Annotated in this window: 24 protein-coding genes; 15 read left to right on the top strand and 9 right to left on the bottom strand. The window is 65.4% G+C overall.

Going from position 1 to position 26,670, the window contains the following annotated elements; genetic code table 11:
* Positions 1-45: 45 nt before the first annotated feature.
* Together groL and groES are read right to left on the bottom strand one after the other, a co-directional pair.
* Positions 46-1,683: a chaperonin GroEL gene (gene groL / locus F3H95_RS03365; protein ID WP_143125079.1), complete on the bottom strand. Its 1,638-nt coding sequence runs from the start codon at positions 1,681-1,683 to the stop codon at positions 46-48.
* A 71-nt stretch (positions 1,684-1,754) separates the two neighbouring features.
* Positions 1,755-2,051, bottom strand: coding sequence for a co-chaperone GroES (gene groES, locus F3H95_RS03360; RefSeq protein WP_143125078.1), 297 nt, complete (start codon positions 2,049-2,051; stop codon positions 1,755-1,757).
* Between the two features lie 198 nt (positions 2,052-2,249).
* Here groES and chrA point away from each other — a divergent pair, with 198 nt between their 5' ends.
* From chrA to F3H95_RS03345, 3 genes are all read left to right on the top strand, one after another.
* Positions 2,250-3,575, top strand: a complete 1,326-nt coding sequence (gene chrA, locus F3H95_RS03355) for a chromate efflux transporter (RefSeq protein ID WP_149744919.1) — start codon at positions 2,250-2,252, stop codon at positions 3,573-3,575.
* Between the two features lie 112 nt (positions 3,576-3,687).
* Positions 3,688-4,536 (top strand): TIGR01459 family HAD-type hydrolase, encoded by an 849-nt coding sequence (locus F3H95_RS03350; protein WP_149744918.1) that lies wholly within the window; start codon positions 3,688-3,690, stop codon positions 4,534-4,536.
* A 14-nt stretch (positions 4,537-4,550) separates the two neighbouring features.
* The gene (locus F3H95_RS03345) at positions 4,551-5,531 is read left to right on the top strand and encodes a bifunctional riboflavin kinase/FAD synthetase (protein ID WP_149744917.1); all 981 of its coding nucleotides are present in this window, start codon (positions 4,551-4,553) and stop codon (positions 5,529-5,531) included.
* Between the two features lie 12 nt (positions 5,532-5,543).
* Here the strand turns inward: F3H95_RS03345 and F3H95_RS03340 are convergent, their stop codons facing one another.
* Genes F3H95_RS03340 through F3H95_RS27055 form a run of 3 tightly spaced genes read right to left on the bottom strand, consistent with a single transcriptional unit; the run spans position 5,544 to position 7,047 of the window.
* Complete coding sequence (locus F3H95_RS03340) at positions 5,544-5,852, bottom strand: hypothetical protein (protein ID WP_149744916.1); 309 nt, start codon at positions 5,850-5,852, stop codon at positions 5,544-5,546.
* Positions 5,853-5,875: 23 nt separating this feature from the next.
* On the bottom strand, positions 5,876-6,820 hold the full coding sequence (locus tag F3H95_RS03335) for a dihydrodipicolinate synthase family protein (protein ID WP_188134281.1): 945 nt from the start codon (positions 6,818-6,820) through the stop codon (positions 5,876-5,878).
* Positions 6,821-6,834: 14 nt separating this feature from the next.
* On the bottom strand, positions 6,835-7,047 hold the full coding sequence (locus F3H95_RS27055) for a hypothetical protein (protein WP_188134280.1): 213 nt from the start codon (positions 7,045-7,047) through the stop codon (positions 6,835-6,837).
* Between the two features lie 282 nt (positions 7,048-7,329).
* Between F3H95_RS27055 and F3H95_RS03330 the strand changes: the two genes are divergently transcribed.
* The 3 genes from F3H95_RS03330 to F3H95_RS03320 all read left to right on the top strand — a co-directional run bounded on the left by F3H95_RS03330 (position 7,330) and on the right by F3H95_RS03320 (position 12,473).
* A complete protein-coding gene (locus tag F3H95_RS03330; protein ID WP_149744914.1) occupies positions 7,330-8,541 on the top strand; it encodes a GGDEF domain-containing protein in 1,212 nt (403 codons plus the stop codon).
* A gap of 260 nt (positions 8,542-8,801) precedes the next feature.
* Positions 8,802-11,714, top strand: coding sequence for an isoleucine--tRNA ligase (ileS, locus tag F3H95_RS03325; protein WP_149744913.1), 2,913 nt, complete (start codon positions 8,802-8,804; stop codon positions 11,712-11,714).
* A 132-nt stretch (positions 11,715-11,846) separates the two neighbouring features.
* Positions 11,847-12,473, top strand: a complete 627-nt coding sequence (locus tag F3H95_RS03320; RefSeq protein ID WP_143125070.1) for a hypothetical protein — start codon at positions 11,847-11,849, stop codon at positions 12,471-12,473.
* 36 nt (positions 12,474-12,509) lie between these two features.
* On the opposite strand, the gene F3H95_RS03315 is transcribed toward F3H95_RS03320, so the two are convergent.
* On the bottom strand, positions 12,510-12,971 hold the full coding sequence (locus tag F3H95_RS03315; protein ID WP_143125069.1) for a nucleoside deaminase: 462 nt from the start codon (positions 12,969-12,971) through the stop codon (positions 12,510-12,512).
* A 161-nt stretch (positions 12,972-13,132) separates the two neighbouring features.
* Here F3H95_RS03315 and F3H95_RS03310 point away from each other — a divergent pair, with 161 nt between their 5' ends.
* Genes F3H95_RS03310 through F3H95_RS03300 form a run of 3 tightly spaced genes read left to right on the top strand, consistent with a single transcriptional unit; the run spans position 13,133 to position 16,565 of the window.
* On the top strand, positions 13,133-15,103 hold the full coding sequence (locus F3H95_RS03310) for a pseudouridine synthase (RefSeq protein WP_149744912.1): 1,971 nt from the start codon (positions 13,133-13,135) through the stop codon (positions 15,101-15,103).
* 5 nt (positions 15,104-15,108) lie between these two features.
* Positions 15,109-15,669 carry a 16S rRNA (guanine(966)-N(2))-methyltransferase RsmD gene (gene rsmD / locus F3H95_RS03305; protein ID WP_143124850.1) on the top strand — a complete coding sequence of 187 codons (561 nt, stop codon included), beginning with the start codon at positions 15,109-15,111 and terminating at the stop codon, positions 15,667-15,669.
* Positions 15,670-15,710: 41 nt separating this feature from the next.
* Positions 15,711-16,565 carry a patatin-like phospholipase family protein gene (locus F3H95_RS03300; protein WP_244617877.1) on the top strand — a complete coding sequence of 285 codons (855 nt, stop codon included), beginning with the start codon at positions 15,711-15,713 and terminating at the stop codon, positions 16,563-16,565.
* A gap of 75 nt (positions 16,566-16,640) precedes the next feature.
* Here the strand turns inward: F3H95_RS03300 and F3H95_RS03295 are convergent, their stop codons facing one another.
* Positions 16,641-18,446: a monovalent cation:proton antiporter-2 (CPA2) family protein gene (locus F3H95_RS03295; RefSeq protein WP_143124852.1), complete on the bottom strand. Its 1,806-nt coding sequence runs from the start codon at positions 18,444-18,446 to the stop codon at positions 16,641-16,643.
* 111 nt (positions 18,447-18,557) lie between these two features.
* On the opposite strand from F3H95_RS03295, the gene F3H95_RS03290 reads away from it, so the two are divergent.
* From F3H95_RS03290 to lpxK, 6 genes are all read left to right on the top strand, one after another.
* Positions 18,558-19,904 (top strand): TldD/PmbA family protein, encoded by a 1,347-nt coding sequence (locus F3H95_RS03290; protein WP_149745098.1) that lies wholly within the window; start codon positions 18,558-18,560, stop codon positions 19,902-19,904.
* A gap of 1 nt (position 19,905) precedes the next feature.
* A complete protein-coding gene (locus F3H95_RS03285; protein WP_149744910.1) occupies positions 19,906-20,706 on the top strand; it encodes a 3'(2'),5'-bisphosphate nucleotidase CysQ in 801 nt (266 codons plus the stop codon).
* Positions 20,707-20,766: 60 nt separating this feature from the next.
* Positions 20,767-21,006 (top strand): DUF4170 domain-containing protein, encoded by a 240-nt coding sequence (locus tag F3H95_RS03280; RefSeq protein ID WP_143124854.1) that lies wholly within the window; start codon positions 20,767-20,769, stop codon positions 21,004-21,006.
* A gap of 127 nt (positions 21,007-21,133) precedes the next feature.
* On the top strand, positions 21,134-22,450 hold the full coding sequence (gene waaA, locus F3H95_RS03275) for a lipid IV(A) 3-deoxy-D-manno-octulosonic acid transferase (protein WP_149745097.1): 1,317 nt from the start codon (positions 21,134-21,136) through the stop codon (positions 22,448-22,450).
* Positions 22,447-23,178, top strand: coding sequence for an HAD family hydrolase (locus F3H95_RS03270; RefSeq protein ID WP_149744909.1), 732 nt, complete (start codon positions 22,447-22,449; stop codon positions 23,176-23,178). The genes waaA and F3H95_RS03270 overlap by 4 nt, the downstream gene beginning before the upstream one ends.
* Before the next feature lie 84 nt (positions 23,179-23,262).
* Positions 23,263-24,300: a tetraacyldisaccharide 4'-kinase gene (lpxK, locus tag F3H95_RS03265; protein ID WP_149744908.1), complete on the top strand. Its 1,038-nt coding sequence runs from the start codon at positions 23,263-23,265 to the stop codon at positions 24,298-24,300.
* Between the two features lie 27 nt (positions 24,301-24,327).
* Here lpxK and F3H95_RS03260 read toward each other — a convergent pair whose 3' ends face one another.
* Positions 24,328-24,564 carry a DUF2093 domain-containing protein gene (locus tag F3H95_RS03260; RefSeq protein WP_143124857.1) on the bottom strand — a complete coding sequence of 79 codons (237 nt, stop codon included), beginning with the start codon at positions 24,562-24,564 and terminating at the stop codon, positions 24,328-24,330.
* 115 nt (positions 24,565-24,679) lie between these two features.
* Entirely contained in the window at positions 24,680-26,572 is a 1,893-nt protein-coding gene (gene mutL / locus F3H95_RS03255; RefSeq protein ID WP_149744907.1) for a DNA mismatch repair endonuclease MutL, read from the bottom strand.
* Positions 26,573-26,670: the final 98 nt, after the last annotated feature.

Genomic DNA, 26,670 nt, shown 5'->3' with positions numbered 1-26,670 from the left:
CGACCCGAGGGCCGCCCTTCGTAACGCGATGCCGGAAGGCTGGACTTAGAAGTCCATGCCACCCATGCCGCCCATGCCGCCAGCCGGCATGGCCGGAGCGTCCTTCTTCGGCAGTTCGGCGATCATGGCTTCCGTCGTGATCAGCAGCGAAGCAACCGAAGCAGCGTTCTGCAGAGCGGTGCGAACAACCTTGACCGGGTCAACGATACCCATGGCGATCATGTCGCCATACTCGGAGGTCTGAGCGTTGTAGCCGAAGTTGTCGTCGTTCTTTTCGAGGATCTTGCCAACAACGATCGAAGCTTCGTCACCGGCGTTGTCTGCGATCTGGCGAACCAGCGACTGCAGGGCGCGGCGAACGATGTTGATGCCGGCTTCCTGGTCGTCGTTTGCGCCCTTGACCGAGATCTTCGTGGAGGAACGCAGCAGAGCGGTACCACCGCCCGGTACGATGCCTTCCTGAACGGCCGCGCGGGTTGCGTTCAGAGCGTCGTCGATGCGGTCCTTGCGCTCCTTCACTTCGACTTCCGTTGCACCGCCGACGCGGATCACGGCAACGCCGCCAGCGAGCTTGGCAAGACGTTCCTGCAGCTTTTCGCGGTCGTAGTCGGAGGTGGTTTCTTCGATCTGGGCCTTGATCTGGGCAACGCGGCCTTCGATGTCAGCCTTCTGGCCGTTGCCATCGACGATCGTGGTGTTTTCCTTGGAGATCGAAACCTTCTTGGCGCGGCCGAGCATGTCGAGCGTGACGTTCTCGAGCTTGATGCCGAGATCTTCGGAGATCACGGTACCGCCGGTCAGGATGGCGATGTCTTCCAGCATGGCCTTGCGGCGATCGCCGAAGCCCGGAGCCTTGACGGCAGCAATCTTCAGGCCGCCACGCAGCTTGTTGACGACGAGCGTTGCAAGAGCTTCGCCTTCGACGTCTTCAGCGATGATGACGAGCGGCTTGCCGGTCTGGACGACGGCTTCGAGAACCGGCAGCATGGCCTGAAGGTTCGACAGCTTCTTCTCGTGCAGGAGAATGAAGGCGTCTTCCAGGTCAGCAACCATCTTTTCCGGGTTGGTGACGAAGTAGGGCGACAGGTAACCGCGGTCGAACTGCATGCCTTCGACGACTTCGAGTTCGGTCTCGGCGGTCTTGGCTTCTTCAACCGTGATGACGCCTTCGTTGCCGACCTTCTGCATGGCTTCCGCGATGTCGCGGCCAACCTGCGTGTCGCCGTTTGCGGAGATCGTGCCGACCTGGGCAACTTCTTCCGAGGTGTTGATCTTCTTGGCCTTGGCCTGGAGATCCTTCACGACTTCGGCAACGGCGAGATCGATGCCGCGCTTCAGGTCCATCGGGTTCATGCCGGCAGCAACGGCCTTCTGGCCTTCGCGAACGATGGCCTGGGCCAGAACGGTTGCGGTGGTGGTGCCGTCGCCTGCGATGTCGTTGGTCTTCGAAGCAACTTCGCGGACCATCTGGGCGCCCATGTTCTCGAACTTGTCTTCCAGTTCGATTTCCTTGGCAACCGATACGCCGTCCTTGGTGATGCGCGGAGCGCCGAAGGACTTGTCGATGACGACGTTACGACCCTTCGGGCCGAGCGTTACCTTGACGGCATCAGCGAGAATGTCGACGCCACGCAGCATCTTTTCGCGCGCGGTGCGGCCGAATTTGACTTCTTTAGCAGCCATGTGAAAACTCCCTTGGGCTTATCAAGCCCGCTGTCGTTCAATCTTGAGGTGGAGAGGCCTTCGGCCGAAAATCAGCCGATGATGCCCATGATGTCGGCTTCCTTCATGATGAGAAGGTCAACGCCGTCGAGCTTGACTTCCGTGCCGGACCACTTGCCGAACAGAACGCGGTCGCCGACCTTCACGTCGAGCGCAACCAGCTCGCCGTTTTCCTTGCGGGCGCCCGGACCAACAGCGATGACTTCGCCTTCTGCCGGCTTTTCCTTGGCGGTGTCGGGAATGATGATGCCGCCCTTGGTCTTTTCTTCAGACTCGACGCGACGAACGACAACGCGGTCGTGCAGCGGGCGGAAATTGGTGCTTGCCATTGTCTAATCCCTCGATCAAATGACATAGGCGGGTTCAAAGTTTCCCGCGATGATGTTGTTAGCACTCCCATCTGGTGAGTGCCAGCGCCGTTGAGATAAGATTGGAGCCTGTATGAGTCAAGAACGGGGCCCAGAAATTTTATCCTGCGGCGGAACCTTTTCCCTTGTGGTTCTTTCCCCGTGCGGCTGCCTGAGCGCATGAATGAACCTGCTCCGTCGTTCGGCGCGCTGACGCTGGCCTTTGCGCGTATCGGTTGCCTCTCGTTTGGCGGGCCGGCGGCGCAGATCGCCATGATGCATCGCGTCTGCGTCGAGGAAAAAGGCTGGATCCGCGAGGACCGCTATCTGCATGCGCTGAACTACTGCATGCTGCTGCCCGGCCCGGAGGCGCAGCAGCTCGCCACCTATATCGGCTGGCTGACGCATGGGGTGCGCGGCGGGATCGTTGCCGGCCTCCTGTTCGTGCTGCCGGGGCTTGCCGTCATCATCGGCCTTTCCACCGCCTATGCGCTCTATCAGGACGCCGGCTGGCTGTCCGGCCTGTTCTTCGGCCTGAAGGCCGCGGTGCTGACCATCGTGCTGGAGGCGGTGCTCAGGCTTTCCCGCCGCACGCTGAAGACCCGGTTCCTCCGGCTCCTGTCGGTTCTCGCCTTCCTGGCGCTCTTCGTGCTGGCCCTGCCGTTTCCGCTGGTGGTGGTGGTGGCCGGGCTTGCGGGCTATCTGCGCGCACGGAGGCTGCCGGCAGAACCTGCCGCTGCCGACCCGGTGGAGACCCGGCGCCCCCGGCCGCCGCTGGGCACGGCCCTGCTGCAGCTCGGTTTCTGGGTCCTCGTCTGGCAGTTGCCCTTCCTCGTCCTGTCGCCGGTGGCGGGCGCGGAAAGCCTGGCCGCCCTGTTTGCCTTCTTCTCGAAGATGGCGCTCGTCACCTTCGGCGGCGCCTATGCGGTGCTCGCCTATGTGGCGCAGGTGGCGGTCGAGAATTATGGCTGGCTGCGCCCCGGCGAGATGCTGGACGGACTGGCGCTGGCGGAAACCACGCCGGGGCCGCTGGTGCTGGTGCTTTCCTATGTCGGCTATCTCGTCGGTTTTCGCACGGTGCCGGGGCTCGAGCCGGTGATCGGCGGCATTCTCGGCGCGCTTCTGGTGGCCTGGGCCACCTTCGTGCCGAGCTTCATCTGGATCTTCGCCGGTGCGCCCTACATCGAGCGGCTGCGCGGCAAACCGCAGATTTCCGCAGCGCTGTCTGCCATCACCGCTGCCGTCGTCGGGGTCATTGCCAATCTGGCGCTGTGGTTCGGCCTGCATGTGCTGTTTGCCGATGTGCACCGTCTGCCGCTGTTTCCCGGATGGACGGGCGAGGGGGCGCCCGGCCTCTGGTGGCCGCGGCTGGCCTCGCTCGATCCGGCGGCGCTCATCCTCTTCCTCGTCTCGGCCATCCTGCTTCTGCGGCTGAAGATCGGCATGGTCAAGGTGCTCGGCCTCTGCGCGGCGGCCGGTCTCTTGTGGCGGCTGGCGGGGTTCTGACGGCGAGGCCGTGCCACGTGGCTGCAGCCGCAGTGTTCACAAGGAAACTCCTTGCCATCGGCCCCCAGCTTTGCCATGTCAGCGCATATCTTTTTCAAGGCACCGGATGACCATGGCAGACCGCATTCAGAATCTCAGCGCGATCACGGCGGGCTATCAGCTCGTGCTTTCGGATGTGTGGGGCGTGCTGCACAATGGCGTCGACGCCTTCCCGGCTGCCTGCGTGGCGCTGGCCGATGCGCGCAAGGCCGGCGTTACCGTGGTGCTGATCACCAATTCGCCGCGCCCCGCGCCGGGCGTCATCGACCAGCTGCGTGTGCTCGGCGTGCCGGATGAGGCCTATGACCGCATCGTCACCTCCGGCGACGTGACCCGCCGGCTGATCGCCGAGGGCCCGAACAGGGTGTTCCTGCTTGGCCCCGAACGCGACATGCCGCTGCTCGAGGGGCTGGACGTCACCGTCACCGGCGAGGAGTCGGCAGAGGCGATCGTCTGCACGGGCTTCTTCGATGACGAAAAGGAAGTGCCGGAAGATTATCACGACATGCTGAGCCGCTTTGTCGCCAGGGGCGCGCCGCTGATCTGCGCCAATCCGGATCTGGTGGTCGAGCGCGGCCATCGCATCATCCCCTGCGCCGGCGCCGTTGCCGCCTATTACGAACAGCTCGGCGGCTCAACCCGCATCGCCGGCAAGCCGCACCGGCCGATCTACGAGGCGGCGCTGGCCGCCGCGCGCGAGGTTCGCGGCGAGATCGACATGGCCAGGGTGATTGCCGTTGGCGACGGCATGCCGACCGATGTGAAGGGGGCGCTGAGCTACGGCCTCGACCTTCTCTACATTTCCGGTGGCATCCACGCGGCCGAATATACGGTGAACGGCAAGACCGACGAGGCGATCCTCAATGCCTATCTCAAGCGCGAGGGGGCGACGCCGAAGTGGTGGATGCCAAGGCTCGCCTGACGGAAGACCGCGCCATGACCGTATTTCACCGCAACGAGAAGAAAGAGCCGCTGCCGGCCGAATTGCACGGCGGTGTGGTGGCGATCGGCAATTTCGACGGCGTGCATCGCGGCCACAGCAGCGTGCTGGAACGGGCGCTGGCGCTCGCCGAACAGCGCGGCGTTCCGGCCCTGGTGCTGACCTTCGAGCCGCATCCGCGCACCGTCTTCCGGCCGGACCAGCCGGTGTTCCGCCTCACGCCTGCGCCGTTGAAGGCCCGCCTGCTGGCAGCCATGGGCTTCCGCTCGGTGATCGAATACCCCTTCGACCGCGATTTCTCGCAGCGCACCGCCGAGGATTTCGTGCAGACCGTGCTGGCCGGCTGGCTGAAGGCCAGCGCCGTCGTCACGGGCTTCGATTTCCATTTCGGCCGTGGCCGCGAGGGTGGTCCGGCCTTCCTGATGGAGGCCGGTCGCCGCTACGGCTTCGACGTGTCGCTCGTCGATGCCTTCCGCGACGAGGGCGCCGAGGTGATTTCCTCCAGCCGCATCCGCACCCTTCTCGGCGAAGGCAATGTGGTGGAGGCGGCCGGCCTGCTCGGCTATCGCTACACGGTGGAGGCCGAGGTGATCGACGGCGAGAAGCTGGGGCGCACGCTCGGCTATCCCACCGCCAACATGCGCCTTGCTGCGGAAACGGAACTGAGATCCGGCATCTATGCCGTGCGCTTCCGCCGGCCCGACGGTTCGCTGCATGACGGCGTGGCAAGCTATGGCCGCCGCCCGACGGTGACGGACAATGGCGCGCCGCTGCTCGAAACCTTCCTGTTCGATTTTTCCGGCAGCCTTTATGGCGAGGTCTCGTCGGTGTCCTTCTTCGGCTATCTGCGCCCGGAACTGAAGTTCAACGGGCTGGACCCGCTGGTGGCGCAGATGAAGCAGGACGAGGCGGAGGCAAGGGCGCTGCTGCAGGGCGTCCAGCCGCTCGGGGCTCTGGACGCCCGGATCGCCTTCTGAGAAGAGGCCTCGTCAGGCCCGCGCCCGCATCGCGTGACGGGGCTGCTGCCGTGCCAGCGCTGCCGGCGGCAGGGCATCGGCGGTAAAGGCGCCGAGTTCGATCACGCGGCCGGTCTCGGCCATGCAGATCTCGGTGATCGGGTGTTCGCATTCGCCGGCGGCAAAGTGCAGTGCTGCCTCGCGGGTGCGGAAAAGCCCGCCGACACGATCCTGACGGTCGTGCACCACCCACCAGCCGTGATGATCGCGGCCGATGGTGAAGCGGGGCAGGGATGCGATGCGGGATCGTTGGTGATCCTCGGCTTTCTGGGCGGAACCCATCATAGTCTCCTTGTTCGACAGGGTCAGAGCCGGCAGCGCAGGCCGCCTTGCGTGGCAAGGGCGGCTGCCTGCAGGAAGGGAAGGTCGGTCGAAAGGCCGACGAGCGAGAGAGCGGTGCGCAGCGCCGCCAGATTCTGCGCTTCCACCGGCACCAGCGGCAGGCGCACTTCCGGCGAGGTGCCGAACACATAGGCAAGCGCCTGCTTCAACGTCGAGACCGGATGATCGCGGTCCATGGCATCGAGCAGCGGCTGCAGGCGCGTCTGCAATGCATGCGCGGCCTTGAGATTGCCGCCTGCGGCCGCATGATGCAGCGAGGCAGCCAAACGCGGTGCGACATTGGCGACCCAGGAGATGCAGCCGGCCGAGCCGAGAAAGCCCGTGACATCGCCTTGTCCGTCGCCGCAGTAGAGGCGGGTGCGCAGGCGCGTGTCATCGGAGAGGCCGAAGAGGGCAGCGTGATCGCGCGAGCCGTCGATGATGCCGGACACGTTCGGCAGGCCGGCCAGGCGCCCAACAAGTTCCGGTGTCAGCGCAAGCATGGTGGTGGCGGGGCGGCTCAGCAGAAGCACCGGCAGGCCGGCACCGGCGGTGATCTGCATCAAATGCCGCACCACGCCCTCTGCGCAGGGCTTGTTGTAATAGGGCAGGACCAGAACGGCTCCATCGACGCCGGCCTGGCGGGCCTCATCGATCAGCGTTATCGCCCTGTCGGTGGAGTTGGTGACGATGCCGGCAAGCACAGGCACGCGACCATGCGCCACCTCGATGGCCGTGGCCATGACGGTGGCCCGCTCGGCAGGCGTCAGGCAATGGGATTCGCTCGCCTCGCCGCAGACGACGAGGCCCTCGATCCCGGCCTGGATCTGCCATTCGATCAGCAGCGACAGGCCGGTATGGTCCAGCGCGCCGTCCCGGAACGGGGTGACGAGATCGACGAAGGTTCCCTGAAACGGGGAAAGAGGCATGATGGCGGCTCCCGTCACACCTGCGGCTCGGCCATCAGCCGGCTGAGCAGGCGCCCGAAACGCTGGCGCCCAAAACGTTGGCGCCAGGGGAGCGTTGCGGCAGCAGGCGCGTTCGCTGCGGGGGGTGTCGCCTGCGGGGCCGAGGTCTCGCGGCTTGCCGCGCGGATGATGGAAAAGAGTTCGTGCGCCTGGATATCCTGCGCGCAGAAGAGGCTGAGCCTGTACATGGGTAGATCCCTCATGCTGTTGCAGGCTCAAAGCTAGGCCTGCCGGCATCAGGTTTCGATTTGGAAATCATCCGGCCCGCATCAAGATTTCCTCAAGATGGCGCGGCCGCCGCTGGCTGGCGCCGGAGGCTCCGTTGACGCTTCCTTCGGCCTGCCGGACGCGTGTGCCGTGCGAATAGCTGTGGAAGGCCGGACGTTTACCCTTTGTTGACCATTTCGCCCCTTGCGGCGGGACAACAGGAGTGGCGTCATTGCAGAAACCGCCGAATCCGGCGGATCTATTTGAAAAAGCGTATCGCGCCGATGCTGGATCTGCTGACGGTCGTCACCTACAATGCGGTGGTCAATTTTGCCGTGGTGGTGGTCGCCACCATTGCGTGGATACGGTCCCCTCGCCAGAAGGACATGATCTACTGGGTGCTTGCCGCCTGGTTCATGGTGCTGGGCGCGATCTGCACCAGCATGACCGAAGCGCTGCCCCACAACATCCTCGCCTATCTCGGCGGCTCGATCTATGTCGCGCTGACCGGCTTCATGCGGCTGGGCTTCAAGGAATTCTACGGACAACCCTACCGGATCGGCGAGGCCTTCGTTGTCTCCGTGTTCGTCTGTATCGGCTTTGGCCTGGCGGAACTGACGGCTGATCCCACCTCCATGCGCATCATGCTGATCTATGTGGGGTCGGCGGCCAATCTGGCGCTCGGCGCCGCGGTGCTGTGGCGGGGGAAACCCGGCGAGTGGCTGCCCTCCGGCCGGCTGGCCTCCGCCATCTATGCGGTCTATGCGCTTGCCAACCTGATGACGGCGCCGCTTGCCATTCTCTATCCGGTGCAGTTCATCGACCGGCTGCCGGTGTCGGACTGGATGGCCTATACCAGCATGCTGCTTCTGATCTTCAACCTGCTGTCCTTCATGATGGCCATGGTGCTGAAGCTGGAACGCAGCGGCGAGATGCAGCGCAGGCTGGCCGAGCGCGACACGCTGACGGGGCTTCTCAACCGTCGGGTCTTTCTGGAGCAGGCGGCGCAGCTTGCCAGCCGGGGTGCAACCGCCATCGCGGTGCTCGATCTCGACCACTTCAAGCGTATCAACGACACCTATGGCCACCGCGCCGGCGATGATGCGCTGGTGCAGTTTTCCGAATGCCTGCGCAAGATCCTGCCTGCCCAGGCGATCTTCGGGCGGCTGGGGGGCGAGGAGTTCGGCATCTGCCTGCCCGGCCACGACCATGCGTCGGCGCTTGGCGTCATCCAGGCGCTGCTTTCCTTCCTCTCGACGGAGGAGATCCGCTCCGGCGACAACCGGTTCCGGCTGACCTTCTCCTGCGGGGTCACCGTGATGGATGATCCGGCCCGCAGCCTGGATGCGTGGATGGCCGATGCCGACAGCGGCCTTTATGCGGCAAAGGAGGAGGGGCGCAACCGTGTGGTGGCGCATCGCGGCAGGCCCCTGCCGCCGGAGCCCGGCCGTGGCGCGCCGCTTGCCTTTGCCTGAGCGGTCGTGCCGCGCATTTCCGCCTGATCTTGCCCCTTCCTTTTGCCGGCAAAAACCCTTAAACAACCCGGCACTATGACGATCGTTTCCGTGGCCCGCATTCATCGAATTATCGGCCCGGCCTTCCACGCAGCGTAATCGCGCGGGAAGGTCCGGGTTTTCGGTGCTTGGGCGTCGTTTCGTCCGGGCACGTTTCTTCCGCCACGTCGAATTTCATCCGCGCGACCCATTTTGCCGTCGCCTCCCTGAATGGCTGATCCATGACCGATACCAAGACCGATTATTCCTCGACCCTCTACCTGCCGCAGACCGAGTTTCCGATGCGCGCCGGCCTTCCCCAGAAGGAGCCGGACATGGCAAGCAAGTGGAAGGAGATGGGGCTCTACAAGAAGCTGCGCGCGTCTGCCGCCGGCCGCGAAAAATTCGTGCTGCATGACGGCCCCCCTTACGCCAACGGCAACATCCATATCGGCCATGCGCTGAACAAGGTGCTGAAGGATGTCATCACCCGCTCGTTCCAGATGCGCGGGTTTGACTCGAACTATGTTCCGGGCTGGGATTGCCACGGTCTTCCGATCGAATGGAAGATCGAGGAAGCCTACCGCGCCAAGGGCAAGGACAAGAACGAGGTTCCGATCAACGAATTCCGAAAGGAATGCCGCGAATTCGCGCAAGGCTGGATCAACATCCAGTCGGAGGAATTCCGCCGTCTCGGCATCGAGGGCGATTTCGACCATCCCTACACCACCATGGCCTTCCATTCGGAAGCCCGCATCGCCGGCGAACTCTTGAAGCTTGCGATGAGCGGCCAGCTCTATCGCGGCTCCAAGCCGATCATGTGGTCGGTGGTGGAGCGCACCGCGCTGGCGGAAGCCGAGGTGGAGTATCACGAGGTCGAGAGTGACACGATCTGGGTGAAGTTTCCGGTAAAGTTCATGGTGCGTGATGGCCAGCAAGCGAGCGATCTGCTCGATGCCGCCGTCGTCATCTGGACGACCACGCCTTGGACCATCCCCGGCAACCGCGCCATCTCCTACTCGTCGAAGATTGAATACGGTCTGTACGAGGTAACCGCTGCTACCAACGATTTCGGTCCGCGACCGGGCGAGAAGCTGATCTTTGCCAAGCGTCTTGCGGAGGAATGCGCGACAAAGGCAAAGGTGACGCTGCAGTTGGTGCGAGAAGTCAGCGGTGCTGAACTTGAGGGCGTCAATTGTAGACATCCATTGAATGGATTTGCCGGCGGTTATGGCTTTACGGTTCCGATGCTCGACGGCGATCATGTTTCTGAAGACGCCGGCACGGGCTTTGTGCACACGGCCCCCGGTCATGGTCGCGAAGACTTTGACATCTGGATGGAAAAAGCGCGCTTCAAAGGCGTGGATACCAAGATTCCCTTCACGGTCGATGACGCCGGCTTCTACACGGAAGATGCTCCCGGTTTCGGCCCATCCGCCGAGGGCGGCGCTGCCCGCGTGCTGGATGACAACGGCAAGAAGGGCGATGCCAACAAGCGGGTGATCGAGGCGCTGATCGCGGCGAACAACCTGTTTGCCCGTGGCCGCATCAAGCACGAGTACCCGCATTCCTGGCGCTCCAAGAAGCCGGTGATCTTCCGCAACACGCCGCAATGGTTCGTCTACATGGACAAGGACCTTGCCGATGGCACCACGCTGCGCAGCCGCGCGCTTGCCGCCATCGACCAGACCCGCTTTGTCCCCGCCGGCGGCCAGAATCGTCTGCGCGCCATGATCGAGCAGCGTCCGGACTGGGTTCTTTCTCGTCAAAGAGCATGGGGCGTGCCGATCTGCGTCTTCGCCGATGCCGAAGGCAATGTCCTGAAGGACGAAAAGGTCAATGCCCGCATCCTCGAAGCCTTCGAGGCGGAAGGGGCGGATGCCTGGTTTGCCGAAGGTGCCAAGGAGCGCTTCCTCGGCAATGAGCATGACGGCGACAAGTGGCAGATGGTCACCGACATCCTCGACGTCTGGTTCGACTCAGGCAGCACGCACACGTTTACGCTGGAAGACCGCCCGGACCTGAAGTGGCCGGCGGATGTCTATCTGGAAGGGTCCGACCAGCATCGCGGCTGGTTCCATTCCTCGCTTCTGGAAAGCTGCGCCACGCGCGGCCGCGCGCCCTATAACGCCGTCGTCACCCATGGTTTCACCATGGCCGAAGACGGCCGCAAGATGTCGAAATCGCTCGGCAACCAGGTTTTCCCGCAGGACGTCATGAAGGAATCGGGCGCCGATATCCTGCGCCTGTGGGTCATGTCGACCGACTATGCGGAAGACCAGCGCCTCGGCAAGACGATCATCCAGACCAATATCGATGCCTATCGCAAGATCCGCAACACGATCCGCTGGATGCTCGGCACGCTCGCCCATGACCACGGCGACGAGATTGCCTATGCCGATCTGCCGGAACTCGAAAAGCTGATGCTGCATCGCCTCTCCGAACTCGATCAGCTCGTGCGCAAGGGCTATGACGAGTTCGATTTCAAGCGCATCGTCCGGGCACTTTCCGACTTCGCCAATGTGGAACTGTCGGCCTTCTACTTCGACATCCGCAAGGACACGCTCTATTGCGAAGCGCCCTCCAGCCTGAAGCGTCGCGCGGCACTCCACGTCATCCGCAAGCTCTTCGATTGCCTGGTGCTGTGGTTCGCCCCGATGATGCCCTTCACCACGGAAGAGGCCTGGCTGTCGCGCGATCCCTCGGCGGAATCGGTGCATCTCGAACAGTTCCCGGTGATCCCGGCCGACTGGGCGAACGAGGCCGTGGCCGAAAAGTGGAAGAGCGTGCGCGCTGTCCGTCGTGTCGTCACCGGCGCGCTGGAAGTGGAGCGCAAGGAAAAGCGCATCGGCGCCTCGCTGGAAGCCGCCCCCGTCGTGCACGTCGCTGATCCCGCGCTGCTCGCCGCGCTGGACGGGCTGGACTTTGCCGAAATCTGCATCACCTCGGATATTGCCGTGGTGGCGGGCGAGGGGCCGGCAGACGCCTTCCGTCTCGAGGATGGCACCAAGGTGGCGGTCGAGCCGAAGCTTGCGGAGGGCACGCGCTGCGCCCGTTCCTGGCGCATCACGAAGGATGTCGGTTCCGATCCCGACTATCCGGATGTCTCGGCGCGTGATGCAAAGGCCCTGCGCGAACTTGCCGCGCTCAAGTAACAAACCGTGCCGGATGATTGCGCTTTGACGCGTCATCCGGTAAGTCTGCCTGAAATTGGCCGGAATTCTCGGTCATTGCGATCCGATGTAATCTCGCAGGCGTCGAGGACGGGCGCGGCTGGAAGGGTTTGAATGAAAACGATGCAGGTCATTTGCGCGCGTGCAGGCATTCTCGCCGTTGCCGTGACGAGCCTGGGGCTGTCGGGCTGCGTGTCCAGCCCCACCTACGGCACGAGCAAGACGGCCGCCGAACAGCTGGCCGACGACCTCGGTGAGTCGGTTTCGCTCGGCCTTGACAAGGAAGAGAAGAAGACCGCCTACAATCCGCGCCCGCCGCTCGTGGTCAACAAGAAGATCGAGCAGGGGCTGCCCGCGCCGCAGGCCTCGCTTGCCAGCCGTGACAACAATCCGCAGTGGCTGGAATCGCCGGAAGAAACGCGTGCCCGCCTTCGCGAAGAGGCAGAAGCCAACAAGAACAATCCCAACTATCGCTCGCCGCTTCTGGCCGGCAACGGCACCGCAGGCACGCTGACGGAAAGCCAGAAGTGGGAAGCCTTCCGCAAGGCCAAGGCCAATGCCAACGATCCCGGCATTTCCGGCCAGCGTCGCACGCTGACCGACCCGCCGCCGGAATATCGCATGGCCGACAATGCCAACCTGACCGATCTCGGCGAGCCCGAGGCCCAGAAGGAACGCGAGCGCAAGAAGGCCGCCGAGGCTGCCAGCAAGACTTCGTCCTGGTGGAAGGTGTTCGAATAAGCCGGACGCCGCGTCGAGCGGTCGCCGTGCTTGATTTCAGCGCGGCTCCTCCCGCTTCCCCTTGAAGAAATCGACCAGCAGTTCGGCTGCCGTCGTTTCGCTGAGGCCGGAATAGACATCCGGCGCATGGTGGCAGGTCGGCTGGTCGTAGAAGCGCACGCCGCTCTCCACCGCGCCACCCTTGGGATCGCGCGCGCCATAGTAGAGCCTTCGGATGCGGGCAAAGGAAATGGCCGCCGCGCACATGGTGCAGGGCTCCAGCGTCACGTAGAGATCGGCGCCCGGCAGGCGCTCCTGGCCCAGCGCCTCGCAGGCCATGCGGATCGCGGCCATTTCGGCATGGGCGGTCACGTCGCAGGTTGCGCGGGTGATGTTGCCGGCCCGTCCGATGATGTGCCCGTCGAGAACGACAACGGCACCGATCGGCACTTCGTCGCGTTCCGCTGCCTTGCGGGCCTCCGCCAGTGCCTCGTCCATGAAGCGATTTGTCCCGCTCATACGGCGATTTCCTCTTAACCAGGGCAACACGAACTGGTAGGAACGGTCCCAACCCTTGCGTCGTGCCAGCCGTTTTCCGCGGTGCGACCAGACGAAAATTCAGTCAACACGCACATGGTCGGGACATATCCGTCCGACACTCTGCTTCAGGCAAACAACAAATGAGCTTCAAAGACAAGCCGAAGCGCGAGGGAGGCAAGCCCTTCGATCGCGACAGGAAAGATACCGCCAAGCCGAAAAAGACCTTCGATCTCGGTCCAAGGCCGGCCCGCAAGGCCGCAGCGCCGGCCGCCGAGGCGACCGATGCCACCGCCGGCAAGCCGGAGCGCATCTCCAAGATTCTCGCCCGTGCCGGTGTCGCCTCGCGCCGCGACGTGGAGCGGATGATCATGGACGGCCGCGTGCGTCTCAATGGCCAGGTTCTCGATACGCCCGTGGTCAATGCCACGCTTTCCGATCGCATCGAGGTGGATGGCGAGCCGATCCGCGGCATCGAGCGGACGCGCCTCTGGCTCTACCACAAGCCGGCCGGCCTGGTGACGACCAATTCCGATCCGGAAGGCCGCCCGACCGTGTTCGACAACCTGCCGGAGGATCTGCCGCGCGTGATGTCGATCGGCCGCCTCGATATCAATACCGAGGGCCTGCTGCTGCTGACCAATGACGGCGGCCTGTCGCGTGTGCTCGAACTGCCGACCACCGGCTGGCTGCGCCGTTACCGCGTGCGCGCCCATGGCGAGGTGACGCAGGACGCGCTCGACAAGCTCAAGGAAGGCATTGCCGTCGATGGCGTGCTCTACGGTGCGATCGACGCGACGCTCGACCGTCAGCAGGGCCACAATGTCTGGATTACCATGGGCCTGCGCGAAGGCAAGAACCGCGAGATCAAGAACGTGCTCGGCGCGCTCGGCCTCGATGTCAACCGCCTGATCCGTGTCTCCTACGGTCCGTTCCAGCTCGGCGACCTGCCGGAAGGCCATGTGGTGGAGGTGCGCGGCCGCATGCTGCGCGACCAGCTCGGCCCGCGCCTGATCGAGGAATCCAAGGCGAATTTCGAGGCGCCGGTCTACAGCAACCCGGTGGCCGACGACGAGAAGCCGCAGCCGAAGGGCCCTTCTGCCGGTCGCGACGACAAGCCCTGGGGCGCCGAGGAGCGCCGTGAGGGACGTGGTGATCGCGATGGTGACCGTTTTGGCGGCAAGCCGTCGCCAAAGGGCAAGGGTCCCGCCAAGGGCAAGGATTTTGACAAGCGCGGCGGCAAGTTCGGTGGCGACGGTTTCGGCGAGGACAAGCCGAAGAAGCGCCTGCCGCTCGGCACTGCCCGTACCGCCAATGTCTGGATGGCGCCCGGTGCGCGTCCGACGGCCGATGGCGGCGCCAAGAAATCGGCGCGAGCCGAGGCCGAGCGCCTGTTCAGCAAGGGCGGTGAGGCCCCACGCCGTGCCTCCAGCGTCAATGTGAACCGCGTCGAAGGCGACAGCGACTGGATCCGCGCCGAGGCGCCCGCGCGCCGTCCGCGCGACGAGGATGAAGGCGGCTTCGGTCGTCGTGATCGTGGCGACCGTGCTGACCGTGGCGATCGGCCGGAGCGGGGCGAGCGTCGTGATCGCGGGGATCGTCCGGATCGTGGCCCACGCCCGGATCGGGCGGAGCGCAGCGACCGTTTCGAGCGCGGGGAGCGCAGCAGTGATCGCAGCGAGCGCAGCTTTTCGGACCGCCCGCGGGGCGACCGCAAGCCGCGCGAGGACGGCGATCGTCCGCGCTCCAAGCCCTATGGTTCCGGGTCCGGTCCCGGTCGCTCGGCACGTGAAAACGCAGAACGTGCTTTCAGCCGGCCGGAAGGCGGGCGTCCCGAGGGGCGTCGCGCCGAGGTGGAACGCGGTGGCTTCGGCAGCAAGCCGGCCGGTGGCAAGCCGTTCGGCGGCAAACCCTCCGGCGGCAAGCCGGGCGCAAAGCCCTTCGGTTCCAAGCCGTCGTTTGGTGGCAAGCCCGGAGGCGGCAAGCCGTCCTTCGGAGGTAAGCCGGGCGGTGGCAAGCCGGGTGGCGGCAAGCCGGCGGGGCGTCCGGCGGGCGGTCGCGGGCCGGGGTCCGGTCCCAAGGGCGGTTCGCGTTCGAGAACACCGAGAGGGTAAGCGCCGTGCGGATCGTCGGTGGTGAGTTTCGGGGCCGGTCTCTGGCCACGCCCAAATCCAGCGCGATCCGGCCGACCATCGACCGGACGCGCGAAAGCCTGTTCAACATCATCGGCCATGTCTATCCCGAAGCGATCGAGGGCACCCGCGTCGTCGATCTCTTCGCCGGCACCGGCGCGGTGGGGCTGGAAGCCCTGTCGCGCGGCTGTCGCAGCGCGCTGTTCGTGGAAAACAGCGTCGAGGGCCGCGGCCTGTTGTGGGAAAACATCGAAAGCCTGGGCCTGCACGGCCGCGCGCGCATCCTGCGCCGGGATGCGACCCGGCTTGGGCCGGCCGGTACGATGGAACCCTGCCATTTTCTCTTTGCCGATCCGCCCTATGGTCAGGGGCTTGGAGAAGCAGCGCTGCTTTGTGCGCATCAGGGAGGCTGGCTGATGCCCGAGGCGCTGGTGGTGCTGGAAGAGCGGGCGGATGTGACGCTGGCCGTCGATCCCGTCTTCCAGCCGCTGGAGCAACGCATGTTTGGCGATACCCGGATCGACTTCTTCCGCTACCGGCCCGCCTGAGGACCAGGACCATGAGCACCCGGCTGTCGCTGCCCGTCGAGATGAAGCGCCCGCTCGGAACCAAGCCAAGGGTCGGGCTGGCGCTCGGCGGCGGCGGTGCCCGCGGCATCGCCCATATCGCCGTCATCGAGGCGCTGGACGAGATGGGCGTGAAGCCCGTGGCCATTGCCGGCTCCTCCATCGGCGCCATCTTCGGCGCCGGCATGGCCGCCGGCATGAGCGGCGCCGAGATCCGCGACTACACGCTGGAAACGCTCGGCAATCGCGGCACGGTGCTGGGTCGCCTGTGGTCGCTCGGGCCTGACAGCATGCGCGACATGGTGGGCGGCTTTCGCCTGGGCCATTTCAACCTGGAACGCATCCTCGCCGGCTTCCTGCCGCCGCAGGTACCCGACACATTCGAGGCGCTGCCGATCCCGCTGAAGATCGCGGTCACCGATTATTACGGCCAGGCGGAGGTGATCGTGGAGGAGGGTGATCTGCGCACCGCCATCGCCGCCTCGGCCGCCATTCCCGGCCTCTTCATGGCCGTGCGCATCAATGGCCGCATCATGGTGGATGGCGGCATCTTCAACCCGGTCCCTTATGAGCACGTGGCCGATGCCGCCGACATCGTGATCGGCGTTGATGTGGTCGGCGGGCCGGAGGGCGATGGCACGCATCCGCCGAACCGGCTGGACAGCATGTTCGGCGCCAGCCAGCTGATGATGCAGGCCTGCATCGCGCTGAAGCTCAGGCTGCATCCGCCGCACCTCTTCCTGCGTCCGCCGGTCAACCGGTTCGGCGTCATGGATTTCCTCAAGGTGCGCGAAATCCTCGATGAAAGCGAAGGCATCAAGGACGAAGTCAAGCGCGGGCTGGAAAGCCTGTTCGAAGCGGCTGCAACGCCGCTCTGACGCCGTTCCGGTCGCGCCCTGCGACCGGTGATCGAGACTGCGCGATGACGCTCCCTCGGTCACCCGCGCCCCACATCAGATGGTGTCGGCCTCTTCCTCGGCCTCCGTGGCGTCCCGCACCGGCGTGCGCTTCGGCTTTGTCAGAGGCTCCGGGCGAACCGGGCGGGTGTGCAGCATGTGCAGCCCCGCCGTGATGCCCTTGGCGGCCTGGATCTGCAGGCGCTCCTCGTCGCGGCGGCGGATATCGTCGCCGATCTCGGCTGCCTCGGCTTCGGACTTGTCGAGCCCCTCCAGCATCTTGCGGCCGAACAGAAGACCGGATTCCAGCGTTTCGCGCAGTTCGTATTCCACCTCGCGGGCCCTCAGCGACAGCGAATGGATGCGGTCATAGGAGCGGACGAACAGGCGTGTTTCGGGGAACTCGGCGCGGATCAGGTCCACCACCTTGTCGGTGATCTCCTGCCTGTGGGTGCAGACGGCGACGATCTTGGCGCGTTCGATGCCGGCAGCGACCAGCACCTCTCGGCGCGTGCCATCCCCGAAATAGATGCGGAAGCCGAAGGTGGCGGCCTGTCGGATGCGATCCGGCGAATCGTCGATCACGGTCACGTCGCTGCCGCCGGCGAGCAGGATCTGCGCGGCGATCTGGCCGAAGCGGGAAAAGCCGACCATCAGCACGTCCGCGCCCGCTCCCTCGAAATCCTCGGCGATCTCCTCGCGCGTCTCGCGTACCATCAGACGCCGCGACAGCGCCGTGCCGAGTGGCGTCAGCGCCATCGACAGCGTGACGCTGGCAATCAGCAGCGAGGCGGTGGCCGGCGTCAGCAGGCTGGCGGATACGGCGGTGGTGAACAGCACGAAACCGAATTCGCCGCCCTGCGGCAGGAGGGCTGCGATGCTGACGGCATCGTCGTGGTTCGATCCCCATAGCCGCGACAGGGCGTAGAGGATGACTGCCTTGACGACCATGAAGAGCGGCACGCCGACGAGGATCAGAACGAGGTTGTCGAGAATGGCGTCGAGCTGCAGCGACAGGCCGACGGCGATGAAGAACATGGCGAGCAGCAGGCCACGGAACGGCTCGATATCCGCTTCCAGCTCGTGGCGGTAGGAGGATTCCGCCAGCATCACGCCGGCGAGAAAGGCGCCCATGGCCATGGAGAGACCGGCAAGCTGCATCAGGATTGCCGCGCCCAGCACCACGAGCAGGGCGGCTGCCAGCATCACCTCACGCGCGCCGGTGCGGGCGATCACCTGGAACATCGGCGTCAGCAGATAGCGGCCGGCGAGAATCAGCAGGCAGATGGCAACCGCCGCCTTGGCGAAATCGATGAAGAAGGTGTTGGCATGTGGTTCCGATCCGGCGCCGAGCAGTGTCACCAGTGCAAGAAGCGGCACGATGGCGAGATCCTGGAACAGCAGGATGGAGAAGGCGCGCCGGCCATAGAGCGTGTTGGATTCGCCATTATCGGCCAGGATCTGCAGCGCAAAGGCGGTGGACGAGAGCGCCAGGCCGAAACCGGCAATCACGCTGCCTTGCCAGCTGGCGATGCCGGTCAGCCATGCCAGCCCGGTCAGCGCCAGGCCTGACAGCACCACCTGGGCGGTGCCGAGCACGAAGATGTCGCCGCGCATCTGCCACAGGCGCGACGGTTTCAGCTCCAGACCGATGATGAAGAGCAGGAAGACGACCCCCAGCTCCGAGACATGCAGCACTTCCTGCGGATCATTGATCATCCGCAGCACCGGACCGAGCACGATGCCGGCCGCGAGATAGCCCAGCACTGTGCCGAGACCGAGTTTCTTGAACAAAGGTGCAGCCAGGACGGTGCCGGCCAGCAGCAGAAGCGTTTCGTTCAACATCGGGTCGGTGGTTGCCATGCGGCCTCTCGGATTCTGCATCGCGGCAAGAATCACCTTGCCGCTCTTGATGCTTTCTTTCGTCCACAATACATGGTCTGGCAACGAAAGGCTCATCCCATGTCGTCTGAAATGCCCTCCGCAATTGATTCCAGTGCCCTGCTGTCCCGCGCGGCCGAACTTATCGATCTGGCCAGGAAGGCAGGCGCCGATCAGGCGGATGCCGTCGTGGTGCGCTCCCGCTCCCGCTCCGTCAGCGTCCGCCTCGGCAAGGTGGAAAATACGGAGGCCTCCGAAAGCGATGATTTCTCTTTGCGCGTCTTCGTCGGGCGGCGTGTGGCGAGCGTTTCGGCCAATCCGGGCTTCGACCTGAAACAGCTTGCCGAGCGGGCGGTCGCCATGGCCAAGGTCTCGCCGGAAGATCCCTATGCCTGCCTCGCGGACGAGGCCAGGCTCGCCGCCTCCTATCCGGATCTCGATCTCTACGATCCGACCGAGGTGTCGACGGAGGCGCTGACAGAGGCGGCGCTGGCCGCCGAACAGGCAGCGCTGTCGGTGGCGGGCGTCACCAATTCCTCCGGCGCCGGCGCCTCCGCCGGTTCGGGCGGCCTCGTTCTCGTCACCTCGCACGGCTTTTCCGGCAGCTATATCGCCAGCCGCTTCGGCCGCTCCGTCAGCGTGATTGCCGGCGAGGGCACGAAGATGGAGCGCGATTACGATTATGACAGCCGCCTCTATGTCGCCGATCTCGATCCGGCAGAGCTGATCGGCCGCCGTGCCGGCGAACGTACCGTCCGGCGCATCAATCCCCGTCAGGTGGACACCGGCAGCAATGTCACCGTCGTCTTCGATCCGCGCATTGCGCGCGGCTTCGTCGGGCATATTGCCGGCGCGATCAACGGCGCATCGGTCGCCCGCAAGACGAGCTTCCTGCGCGACCGGATGGGCCAGCAGGTGCTGAAGGCCGGCCTCAACATCACCGACGATCCGCTGATCGTGCGCGGCTCTTCCTCGCGCCCCTTCGATGGCGAGGGCGTGACCGGCGAGCGGATGGTGATGATCGAGGACGGTGTGCTGAAGCACTGGTTCCTGTCCACCTCCACCGGCCGCGAACTCGGCCTTGAGACCAACGGGCGCGGCGTGCGGGGCGGCACCTCCGTGTCGCCCGCCTCCACCAATCTGGCGCTCGAGCCCGGCGATATTGCGCCGGAGGACCTGATCCGCGGCATCGGCAACGGCTTCTACGTCACCGAACTGATCGGCCAGGGCGTCAACATGATCACCGGCGAATACAGCCGCGGTGCGACCGGCTTCTGGATCGAGAACGGCGAGCTGACCTTCCCCGTTTCGGAAGTCACGATTGCCTCCAATCTCAAGGACATGTTCATGCGCATGACGCCGGCAAACGACATCGACCGCAAGTACGGCGTTGCCGCACCGACGATTGCCATCGAGGGCATGACGCTGGCAGGGCGCTGAGGTGACGGACACGACCGCGAGCGACTGGACCGAGGACCTCGACCTGATCCGCCGCGCCGCGCGCGAGGCGGGCGACGTGGCGCTCGGTTATTTCGGCCGCTCGCCCGAAGTCTGGTGGAAGAACGAGGGCCGCTCGCCGGTCAGCGCCGCCGATTTCGCCGCCAACGACCGGCTGGAAACGCTGCTGAGGACCGCACGCCCCGCCTATGGCTGGCTGTCGGAGGAAACCGACGATGATCCCGCGCGGCTTGCCTGCGAGACGCTGTTCGTCATCGATCCGATCGACGGCACGCGCGCCTTCATCAATGGTGAGGCAACCTGGTGCGTCAGCGTCGCAGTCGTGCATCTGGGGCGTCCGGTGGCTGGCGTTCTCTATGCGCCGGCCCTTGGCGAGGAATTCGTCGCGGTGGCGGACGGAGCGGCGCTGAAGAACGGCGTGGCGATCCGCACCTCGGAGCCGCGTGCGCAGGAGCCGCGCCGCATCGCCGCGCCCGAGGAGATGCTGCGCCGGTTCGAGCCGGGCTTGCGCAGCACGCTGCAGCGCATCCGCCACGTCCCCTCGCTGGCCTACCGGCTGGCCATGGTGGCGGATGGTCGCATTGACGGCACGGTGGTCATGCGCAACAGCCACGACTGGGATCTCGCCGCCGCCGATCTGATCCTCGAACGGGCCGGCGGACGCCTGGTCGGGCTCGACCGGCTGCCGCTTGCCTACAACCGGGATGCAGTGACCCACGGCGTGCTCTGTGCCGGTGCCGAACATCTGCTGGAAAGCCTTGTCCACGGCCTTGCATCGGGTTGACCTTTGGTGCGGAATGCCGCAGGAGAAGGGGGCGGGGGAGTTGATAAAAAGAGGCATAGAATGACCGTGCAGGGCGACAAGAAACAGCTTCTTCATCTCGTTTTCGGCGGTGAGCTGGAAAGTCTTCAGGGCCTGGATTTCAAGGATCTGAACGCGCTCGATATCGTCGGCATCTTCCCCGATTACGCCAGTGCTCTGGAAGCGTGGAAGAGCAAGGCGCAGATGACGGTCGACAACGCACACATGCGTTATTTCATCGTCCACATGCACCGGCTGCTCGACCCCGACAGCAAGGCCTGAGCGCCGCACGGGCGTCGGCCCTGACGCGGACGTGGCGCGTTTTTGACGCAATTGCGACGCATACACCAATGCAATTTCGGGCTGTGAACGGGACGATGCGGATGAGGGGTGATCGAGGGCGATGGCAGTGAGCAACGGCTTGGCGCGCATGGCCCTGTTCGGATACCGCATGGCCGGTATCTGTGCCTATCCGCTGGCGTCCCCCTACCTTGCCTATCGCACGCTGAAGGGCAAGGAAGAGCGGCAGCGGCGGCTGGAACGCTTCGGCTATCCCAGCGTGCCGCGCCCGCATGGGCCGCTCATCTGGGTGCATGCGGCAAGTGTTGGCGAAACGCTGGCGGTCATTCCGCTGATCCGCGAGCTGCGTCGCCGCGAAATCCATGTTCTGCTCACCACCGGCACCGTAACGTCCGCCGCCCTCAGCCGCACCCGGCTGGGCGACGAAGTGATCCACCAGTATGTGCCGCTCGACGTAAAGTTTCCGATCAAGCGCTTCATCGCCTACTGGCGTCCGGATGCGGCGATCACCGCAGAATCCGAGATCTGGCCCACCACCATGGCCGAACTCTCCCGCCGAAACATCCCGCAGATCCGCGTCAATGCCCGCATTTCCGACCGCTCCTACGAGCGCTGGAGCAATCGCAGCAAGATCGCCGAACTGCTGTTCGGGCGCCTTGCGCTGGTCGTGGCGCGCTCCGATCTCGATGCCGAGCGCTTCCGTGATCTGGGCGCCTGGCCGGTGGTGATCTCCGGCAATCTGAAGGGCGATACCGATCCGCCGCCAGTGGATGAGGCGGTCCTTGCCGGCTACCAGTCGCAGGTCGGAGACCGGAAGACCTGGGCGGCGATCTGCACGTTCGAGGGCGAGGAAGAGGCGGCCGCCTTCGTGCATCGCGCCATCAAGCCGCGCAACCAGCAGCTCACCATCATCGTGCCACGCCATCCCGAACGGGGCGATGCGATCGAGGCCATGCTGCGCGAGAAGGGGCTGACGGTCGCCCGGCGCTCCCGCAACGATGTCATCACCCCCGAAACCGATATCTTCCTCGGCGACAGCATCGGCGAAATGGGGCTTTACCTGCGCCTCACCGAGATTTCCTTCGTCGGCCGCTCGCTGACGGCGGAAGGCGGGCAGAACCCGCTCGAATCGGCCATGCTCGGCTGCGCGGTGCTTTCCGGCCCCAACGTTCAGAATTTCCGCGAAACCTATCAGCAGGTCATCCGCAAGGGGGGTGCCCGCATGGTGCGCGACACCGAAATGCTCGCCAAGGCCGTGCATTACCTGATGACCAACGAGGTGGCCCGCCGCAAGATGATCGATTGCGGCCACGAGGCCGTGCAGGACATGCGCGGCGCTCTTTCCACCACGATCAAGGCGCTGGAACCCTATCTCAACCCGTTGACGGTGGCCGCCCGCTTGCGTCCGGCCGGCGGAGGCGCATGACCACAGACATTTCCGAGATCGCCGGCATCCTGTTCGACAAGGACGGCACGCTTCTGAGTTATGACGAGAGCTGGGGCCCGGTGAACCGCGAGGCGGCCCGCATCGCGGCGGCCGGCGGTGGCATCGCGCTGGAGGAGCGTCTGCTGCGCGCCGCCGGCATGGATCCGGTGAGCGGACGCACGGCGGCTGACAGCCTGTTTGCCGCCGGCACGGCGGCGCAGATCGCGGCCGGCTTCGTGGCGGCCGGTTCGCCACTTGCCGTCGGCCCGCTGACGCAGGCGCTGGACGATCTTTTCGTGCGGGGTGCGCAGCATTCCGTACCGGTGACGGATCTGGCCGCCTTGTTCGCCCGGCTGAAGGCGCGCGGCTTTCGGCTCGGCGTCGCTTCCAGCGACAACGAACGCTCGATCCGCGAAACGGCGGAGCGGCTGGGCTTTCTCGATCATCTCGATTTCATCGCCGGCTATGACAGCGGCCATGGCTGCAAGCCGGAGCCCGGCATGGTGCTCGGCTTCTGTCGCGCTGTCGGCCTTCTGCCCTCGCAGGTCGCCATGGTCGGCGACAACAATCACGATCTGCACATGGCAGCGGCTGCCGGCTGCGGCCTGAAGGTGGCCGTGCTCACCGGAACGGGATCGGTTGCAACGCTTCAGGCGGCGGCCGATTGCGTGCTGGACGACATCACCGGGCTGGAAACGCTGCTGCCCGCCGGTCTCCCGCCGGCCTGATCCACGCCCGTCTGACGCCCGGGCTGCGGGTTGTCTTGTGGATTGCATGTATCATCGGTCGCCGAAAGAGAAGGAGGACGAGCCATGGTTTCGAAAGCGCCCTCCTTCTGGTGGCAAAGATCCGGCTGGCAGGCCTTCGGGCTCTGGCCGCTGTCGCGTCTCTACGGCCACATTGCGGGGCGCCGCATGGCGCGCAAGGTGCGGCCTTCGGTGTCCGTGCCGGTCTTCTGCGTCGGCAATTTCACCGTGGGCGGGGCGGGCAAGACCCCGACGGCGATTGCCATTGCCCGCGCGGCCAGGGCACGCGGCCTGACGCCCGGTTTCCTCAGCCGCGGTTATGGCGGACATCTTCGCCAGACGGTGCTGGTCGATCCGGCCCGGCATGGCGCCGATGCCGTGGGTGACGAACCGCTGCTGCTCGCTCGCGAGGCGATGACGGTGGTTTCCCGTCGCCGGCTGGATGGGGCGAAGCGGCTGGTGGCGGAAGGCTGCGATCTCATCATCATGGATGACGGCTTCCAGAGCGCCCAGCTGGTGCTCGATTTCGCCCTTGTGGTGATCGATGCCCGCCGCGGCATCGGCAACGGCCATCTGGTGCCGGCCGGACCCGTCCGCGCGCCGCTGTCCGAACAACTGCGGCAGATGTCCGCGCTGCTGAAGGTCGGCGAGGGGGAGGGGGCCGATCCGGTCGTGCGCCTTGCCGCACGCGCGGCCAAGCCGTTGCGCGTCGCAAGCCTTGTGCCACGCCCGGATGCGGCGATTGCCGGACAGCGCGTTCTGGCCTTTGCCGGCATTGCCGATCCCGCAAAATTCTACCGCACGGTGGCCGCGATCGGCGGCACGGTGGCCGCCCAACGCTCCTTCCCGGATCACCATCCCTTCACGGAGGCGGAGCTTCTCGACCTGATCGGCGTGGCGGAGCGCGACAGCCTCGTTCCCGTGACCACCACCAAGGATGCCGCACGGCTTGCCGGCCGCAAGGGAGCGGCCGAACGCCTGCTGGCGCTTGCCCGCGTGGTGGAGGTGGACATGGTGTTCGACGATCCGCACGCCCCCGGGCTTATGATCGAGGAGGCGATCGCCCATTGCCGCCGACGGTTGCTGGAAAACGGCAAGGGGTAGCCTTGGGCCGCGATGCGACGGCGTATGTCAGCCGCGCGACTGGTTGGGGAGAATGCCGGCGCGCTTGTCGGCTTCCAGCGAGGCCGCGCAATCCACATAGGCTTCCTGCCGCGCCACGCTCCAGTAGCGCAGTTCGTCGACGGGGATCGCCACGCCGGTGATGGCGCAGGGGACATGGGAGCCGGCCGTCAGGATCTGGTAGTCGCCATCGAGGTAACGGATCTTGGCCTCGCGGTTTCCACCCCCTTCGAATCGGTTCATCATACGTCTCCTGCGAAAAATCATGGTCCTCATCTACAGCATCGGGCCTGAAACCGCATCCTGCAAATCGCACCGGATCGCTCGGGCTGGCGATGCGGGGCGAGGCTTGCCGCAGGGGTCAGCTGCGACCGAACAGTCGCTCGATATCGCTCAGCTTCAGCTCGATATAGGTCGGCCGGCCGTGGTTGCACTGGCCGGAACCGGGGGTCGCTTCCATCTCGCGCAGCAGCGCGTTCATCTCCTCGGGACGCAGCCGGCGGCCGGAGCGCACGGAACCGTGGCAGGCCATGGTGGCGGCCACATGCTCCAGCCGGCTCTTGAGCCCGCTTGCGGTGTTCCACTCGCCGATCTCGTCGGCAAGATCGCGGATCATCGCGGTCGCATCCACCTCGCCGAGCAGGGCCGGCGTTTCGCGCACGGCAACGGCACCCGGGCCAAATCGTTCGATCACCAGACCCAGCCGCTCCAGATCGGCCGCATGCATGGTCAGACGGTCGCAATCCTCTTCCGGCAGGTCGATGATTTCGGGGATCAGCAGCACCTGCGAGGGCAGCCGCTCCGCTTCCAGCGCCTTGCGCATGGCCTCGAACACCAGCCGCTCATGGGCGGCATGCTGATCGACGATGACGAGCCCGTCCTCGGTCTGGGCGACGATATAATTGGCATGAAGCTGCGCGCGGGCAGCCCCCAGGCGGTGGCGAAGCGCGGGCTCCGGTATGGCCGTGTCGACCGTGGCCTGTGCCGGAACCGGCATCGCGTCGGCTCGTGCGCTCGGCGTCATCAGCGCATCGAAGGCGGACTGGCGCTGTTCGGCAAAGCCGTTCGCCTGCGGCATGGCCATGGGCCGGTAGGGCGAGGTCTCCGCCGTCCAGCCGACATTGGCCGGGCGCGGCGGCATGGACCCGCTGCCGAAGCTGCGGATCGGACCGGAGCCGGCATCCGATCCTGACGGGACGCCGCCGCCAGGGCCGAAGCCGGGGCGAAAGGCGCGCATCAGGCCGCTGGCGCCGGTGGTGGCAGCCCGGTCGCCTTCCCGCGCGAGTGCCTCGCGCAGTGCGCCGACGATCAGCCCGCGCACCAGGCCGGGATCGCGGAAACGCACATCCGCCTTGGCCGGATGCACGTTGACATCGACCAGCGCCGGATCGAGCGTGATCGACAGCACCGCGACCGGATAGCGCCCGGCCGGAATGGTTTCCGCATAGGCGCCGCGAATGGCCGAGAGGATCAGCTTGTCCTGCACCGGCCGACCGTTGACGAAGGCATATTGATGGGTGGAATTGCCGCGGTTGAAGGTCGGCACGCCGGCAAAGCCGGACAGCGTGACGTCCTCGCGCTCGGCGCGGATCTCGATGGCGTTGTCGCGGAACTCCGCGCCGAGCACCTGCGCCATGCGCGCCAGGGGATCGCCGGGGGCGGCGGGAAATTCGAGCGTCGACCGGTCGCTGCCCGACAGCACGAAGCGCACCTGCGGAAAGGCAATTGCCATGCGCTTGACCACCTCGGTGATCGCGCCGGCCTCGGCCCGCTCGCTTTTCAGAAATTTCAGCCGGGCCGGTGTCGCAAAGAAAATATCGCGCACCTCCACCACCGTGCCCTGATTGGCCGCTGCCGGCCGTGCCGGGGTCAGGCGTCCGCCGGTGAGCGAGATCTCCACGCCCGTCTCGGAGCCTGCCGTCCGGCTGGTGATCGACAGCTTGGCGACCGAACCGATCGAGGGCAGGGCCTCGCCGCGAAAGCCGAGCGTGCGGATATCGTCCAGCGTCTCTGAAATCTTCGAGGTGCAGTGGCGGCGCACGGCGAGATCCAGATCGACGGCATCCATGCCGCAGCCATTGTCGGTGATGCGGATCAGGCTCTTGCCGCCGCCGGCGGTGGCGATCTCGATGCGGGTCGCGCCGGCATCGATGGCGTTTTCGATCAGTTCCTTGGCGGCACTGGCGGGGCGTTCGATCACCTCGCCGGCGGCAATCTGGTTGATCAGCGTTTCGGGCAACTGTTTGACGGGCATGCCCCATTGTCGGGGATTCGACGCGACAAGAAAAGGCCCCGTGTCGAATTGTGGAAAAGGTTGCGCCGCCCTCTGCGTCGCAACCCGATCATTGAGCG

Origin of the sequence: Rhizobium sp. RU35A, assembly GCF_900156005.1 — a bacterium.
In the GTDB taxonomy this organism is placed as follows: domain Bacteria; phylum Pseudomonadota; class Alphaproteobacteria; order Rhizobiales; family Rhizobiaceae; genus Neorhizobium; species Neorhizobium straminoryzae.
The sequence above is the reverse complement of the archived record's forward strand: the minus strand, read 5'-3'. Positions and strand labels throughout refer to the sequence as shown.

What these genes read in the sequence shown, in the direction of transcription:
- groL (WP_143125079.1), bottom strand. Translation starts at nt 1,683, where the DNA reads ATGGCTGCTAAAGAAGTCAAATTCGGCCGCACCGCGCGCGAAAAGATG.
- groES (WP_143125078.1), bottom strand. Translation starts at nt 2,051, where the DNA reads ATGGCAAGCACCAATTTCCGCCCGCTGCACGACCGCGTTGTCGTTCGT.
- chrA (WP_149744919.1), top strand. Translation starts at nt 2,250, where the DNA reads ATGAATGAACCTGCTCCGTCGTTCGGCGCGCTGACGCTGGCCTTTGCG.
- F3H95_RS03350 (WP_149744918.1), top strand. Translation starts at nt 3,688, where the DNA reads ATGGCAGACCGCATTCAGAATCTCAGCGCGATCACGGCGGGCTATCAG.
- F3H95_RS03345 (WP_149744917.1), top strand. Translation starts at nt 4,551, where the DNA reads ATGACCGTATTTCACCGCAACGAGAAGAAAGAGCCGCTGCCGGCCGAA.
- F3H95_RS03340 (WP_149744916.1), bottom strand. Translation starts at nt 5,852, where the DNA reads ATGGGTTCCGCCCAGAAAGCCGAGGATCACCAACGATCCCGCATCGCA.
- F3H95_RS03335 (WP_188134281.1), bottom strand. Translation starts at nt 6,820, where the DNA reads ATGCCTCTTTCCCCGTTTCAGGGAACCTTCGTCGATCTCGTCACCCCG.
- F3H95_RS27055 (WP_188134280.1), bottom strand. Translation starts at nt 7,047, where the DNA reads ATGTACAGGCTCAGCCTCTTCTGCGCGCAGGATATCCAGGCGCACGAA.
- ileS (WP_149744913.1), top strand. Translation starts at nt 8,802, where the DNA reads ATGACCGATACCAAGACCGATTATTCCTCGACCCTCTACCTGCCGCAG.
- F3H95_RS03320 (WP_143125070.1), top strand. Translation starts at nt 11,847, where the DNA reads ATGAAAACGATGCAGGTCATTTGCGCGCGTGCAGGCATTCTCGCCGTT.
- F3H95_RS03315 (WP_143125069.1), bottom strand. Translation starts at nt 12,971, where the DNA reads ATGAGCGGGACAAATCGCTTCATGGACGAGGCACTGGCGGAGGCCCGC.
- F3H95_RS03310 (WP_149744912.1), top strand. Translation starts at nt 13,133, where the DNA reads ATGAGCTTCAAAGACAAGCCGAAGCGCGAGGGAGGCAAGCCCTTCGAT.
- F3H95_RS03300 (WP_244617877.1), top strand. Translation starts at nt 15,711, where the DNA reads ATGAAGCGCCCGCTCGGAACCAAGCCAAGGGTCGGGCTGGCGCTCGGC.
- F3H95_RS03295 (WP_143124852.1), bottom strand. Translation starts at nt 18,446, where the DNA reads ATGGCAACCACCGACCCGATGTTGAACGAAACGCTTCTGCTGCTGGCC.
- F3H95_RS03290 (WP_149745098.1), top strand. Translation starts at nt 18,558, where the DNA reads ATGCCCTCCGCAATTGATTCCAGTGCCCTGCTGTCCCGCGCGGCCGAA.
- F3H95_RS03280 (WP_143124854.1), top strand. Translation starts at nt 20,767, where the DNA reads ATGACCGTGCAGGGCGACAAGAAACAGCTTCTTCATCTCGTTTTCGGC.
- F3H95_RS03270 (WP_149744909.1), top strand. Translation starts at nt 22,447, where the DNA reads ATGACCACAGACATTTCCGAGATCGCCGGCATCCTGTTCGACAAGGAC.
- lpxK (WP_149744908.1), top strand. Translation starts at nt 23,263, where the DNA reads ATGGTTTCGAAAGCGCCCTCCTTCTGGTGGCAAAGATCCGGCTGGCAG.
- F3H95_RS03260 (WP_143124857.1), bottom strand. Translation starts at nt 24,564, where the DNA reads ATGATGAACCGATTCGAAGGGGGTGGAAACCGCGAGGCCAAGATCCGT.
- mutL (WP_149744907.1), bottom strand. Translation starts at nt 26,572, where the DNA reads ATGCCCGTCAAACAGTTGCCCGAAACGCTGATCAACCAGATTGCCGCC.